General features: G+C 39.6%; 3 protein-coding genes and 1 tRNA gene. 2 read left to right on the forward strand and 2 right to left on the reverse strand.

Annotated elements, in window-relative coordinates; all coding sequences use genetic code 11:
* Positions 1-57 precede the first annotated feature (57 nt).
* Positions 58-130: transfer RNA gene (locus HN980_00070), tRNA-Ile, on the forward strand.
* 48 nt (positions 131-178) lie between these two features.
* Here HN980_00070 and HN980_00075 read toward each other — a convergent pair.
* Positions 179-1246, reverse strand: a complete 1068-nt coding sequence (locus tag HN980_00075; protein ID MBT6927883.1) for a site-specific integrase — start codon at positions 1244-1246, stop codon at positions 179-181.
* A complete protein-coding gene (locus HN980_00080; protein ID MBT6927884.1) occupies positions 1239-1643 on the reverse strand; it encodes a hypothetical protein in 405 nt (134 codons plus the stop codon). Before HN980_00080 ends, HN980_00075 begins: the two co-directional genes overlap by 8 nt.
* Positions 1644-1766: 123 nt before the next feature.
* On the opposite strand from HN980_00080, the gene HN980_00085 reads away from it, so the two are divergent.
* Positions 1767-2765, forward strand: coding sequence for an XRE family transcriptional regulator (locus tag HN980_00085; GenBank protein ID MBT6927885.1), 999 nt, complete (start codon positions 1767-1769; stop codon positions 2763-2765).
* The last annotated feature ends 546 nt before the right edge of the window (positions 2766-3311 follow it).

The following is a 3311-nucleotide window of genomic DNA, read 5'->3' on the forward strand; positions in this document are numbered from 1 at the left end:
AAGGCATCAGCCTTCCAAGCTGACACTCGCGGGTTCGAATCCCGTCTCCCGCTCTTTGGGCCCGTGGCGCAGCGGTTAGCGCAAACGACTCATAATCGTTGGGTCGCTGGTTCGAATCCAGCCGGGCCCACTTTTTTTATGTTTTTTATGGGGAAATTGTTCTTTTGGTAGCATTTTTTTACCTTTCTTTTTTAAGCATTTGCTTTATTTTTATTATTTCTTCTAATAACATTTGAGATGATAAGTCCTCTTTTGAATGAATTGATGTGTCTCGTCCTGACATTATAGAAATACGTTTTCTGGTTTGTTCTTGACGTTGTCGAGCATACATCTCTGTTGTTGTAAGACTCGTATGCATTAAGTTGTTTTGTGCAGCAATAAGATCTGCCATATCGATAGCGCGGCCAAAGAGAAAGTTAGCATGTCCGCGTCGAAAATCATGAGGAGTGAAAAAATCTTGAAAGCCGTTTCTCATGCCAAAGATTTCTAAGTCTTTGTTGACAGCCCTTGCTCTATGTTTTCCAATAGTTGTTTTATGAGTGTCAAAATCCAAAGATGTTGAAGAAATTGGAGCAAACCAAGGAGCTTCAGGAGGAAGTTTTAATCGTACCAATTTATCCCACTCTTTTATGATGTCTAAAATAGTGCCTATGTTTAGGATAAACGTTGTTGCTGATTTGCGGTTTTTTGTTCGAACCCCTAGGCTTGTCCATTGATAGATTTCTAAGTTTTTGAGATTTACAGCTTTAATTGGTAAGGTTGCAAATGCTGATGCTCTTGCTCCTGAAGCAAAGAGAAACAATGCACTAGCACGAGCTCGTTGTTCCCTTAAAGTTTTGGTAGGCAGATTAGCCATGAACTTGATTTCTTGCTCAGCTACCGATTTTAAATGATTTCTTTCATTAGATTTTATCTTGTAGGTAAATGTGTCCAACCAAGCAGGTGTGACTAAGCGATAACCTTTATGAACGGCTAACCACTCAAAAATACGTTTAGCCTCTTGCATGAGATCTCTTTTATAGCCAGGAGCTTGAGGCTTACCATTTGGTTTGATGAGTTCGTCGACATATTGTCGAAATATCTCTTGGCGTTTTGGGATGAACTCGAATTTTGTTTCATCGCACCAAATTAAAAGATGATTTAAGCGACTTCGTTTTGTGTTAATAGAGAGTTCGTCTTGTCCTAATCTTTCTAGTAGGTATTTCAGATATTCATCTCTATTTTTTTTGTTTTTTCTATTAATCATCCGATGCCTTGTTTTGAATTGCTTTTGAAATATTTCCCCCGCAATTAGGGCAGGAAATAAGCTTGTAGTGGTAACGACCACTTTGTTTCTTCTCGAAGTTTTGAATAGTAACGATATTTTTGCAAGAGACGCAGTAAGCTTCGTTATCTTGAAGCTTCACTTTTTTATAGGTTTTTTTGTGCCACTTTCTAAATGCTATTCCATTGATCCATAGATGATTGCTTTCATCACGTTCGTGTGGACATCCCAGTGGTATGTAGGCGCGATAGACCTGACGTTGTGTAAATCCTACTTCTTTTGCCAACTCGGACGGAGAGTACATCATATCGAGTAGAGCTGATAGTTTTCGGAGTTGGTTGCCTTTTAGGCGACCTTTGAGAATAGGCTTTGTGGTCATAAGGTTATATGGGTTCGATTTTTCAGATAAAAAATTTACCTAATAATAAGAATGGTAAATACCGTTCTTTATGCGACGTAAATACAGTTTAGCACAGCTTTTCAGAAACTACAAGGAAATAAAATGGATTCGTTGATTAAAAATTATGGTGCTCTAATTAGAGAGGCAAGAGAACAAAAAAAACTGTCGTCAAGGGAGCTTGCTGCAATTTTTGGAGGCACCCATGCGCAGATTAGCTATATTGAAAATGAAAAAGTAGCTTTGACACTAAACGCCGCATTTCGTCTTGCTCATTCACTAGAATTGCCCCTAGAAAACTTATTCGCCAAAGAAATTGTTCAGGCAATGCCCTTACATTTTCAAAAAAGTTCTATAAAAAAGGAAATTCCTAAAGAACATCAGTGTCTCAACTATAATGACATAGATTTTCTAGATATGAGTGGCGTTTTTTCATCAGGAGATTTTTCTGGGCCAATGGATGAAGCCATTGAGTTTTTTGTTGACGAAGTTTTTGATAAAGATTCCCGTATTGAGCCCCCACTATATAAGTTCATCTACAGTTGCCTTGGTGTAAAAGATTTAGAAAAACGATTGATTGACATTCCTCCCTTAAACAAAGAATCCGACAAAGAATCCGATCGTATTGGTTGGATAGATTTCAGATACCCCCGTCACCTATCTTTCGAAAATATCCGTAACAATTATTTATCCGGTGGTAATTTATTATTTCTTGATATTGGAGCATATCTCAACCGCATTCGAATATCCAAAGAACTTTCTTTAAAACAACTAGGAAACTCTGTAGGTCTTTCAGATAGAGGTATTCGAAAGCTTGAATATCAAACACCTGAGAAATTACGTTTAGAAGATGTTCTAAAGTTGGATATTGCATTAAACATGCAAGGAGAACTTCTAGATTTTGCATGGACGGTCGCTAAATTTTATGCTGGTGTGTATCGAACAAAGTCACAAAGGGAAAACGGAGTAAGGCCATTCCAAACCTTTGAAATTCACGGTCTTGAAAAACTTACAGTTCTCTCTCGTTTATATCAGCATTACATCTCTGGAGACCTTTGGCTAAAAGAATTACGACGCATATTTAAGTTACCTTCTAAAATATAATATCTCCGTCCTCTATTGGTCTGGATGGGAGCAATTAACGCAAGTGGCTGTGATGGTATCGAAGTCGAAGATACGTCTATTGTGCCAACAACCCGGTTATGTATGATTGGTGCTATTGAGTTAATTGGGAGGAGGTCCCCATGCTGCAGTGTGGGCGTGCTTCGAGCTGTAACAAAGGAATATAGCGTAGAGGTATGTATTGGTAGGGTAAAATTATCCTCTATCCACCATCACCCTGGGAGGGGAGCTATGTCCCATCAACTGCACAACAGCTTAGTCCGTATTCTCACCGCTGACGGGATTCCCGTCGGGGTGGGATTTCTTGCCGCCGAGAACTTGATCCTGACCTGCGCGCACGTCATCGCACAGGCAATCGGATCGGAAGACAGCATCCACTTTGATCTGCCTTTACTCGCGCCTGGAGAGTCGTTCTCCGGGCGTGTTTCTTTTTTGCAGGCAAACTGTTGTTAGGGGAATAATTCATGTCTCATATCTTCATTTCCTACTCCCGCAAAGACATCGACGCCGCTACAAAAATCGTTGATT

Source organism: Waddliaceae bacterium (assembly GCA_018694295.1).
Taxonomy (GTDB): domain Bacteria; phylum Chlamydiota; class Chlamydiia; order Chlamydiales; family JABHNK01; genus JABHNK01.

Coding starts and splice junctions, on each gene's coding strand:
- HN980_00075 (MBT6927883.1), bottom strand. CDS start 1,246: ATGATTAATAGAAAAAACAAAAAAAATAGAGATGAATATCTGAAATAC.
- HN980_00080 (MBT6927884.1), bottom strand. CDS start 1,643: ATGACCACAAAGCCTATTCTCAAAGGTCGCCTAAAAGGCAACCAACTC.
- HN980_00085 (MBT6927885.1), top strand. CDS start 1,767: ATGGATTCGTTGATTAAAAATTATGGTGCTCTAATTAGAGAGGCAAGA.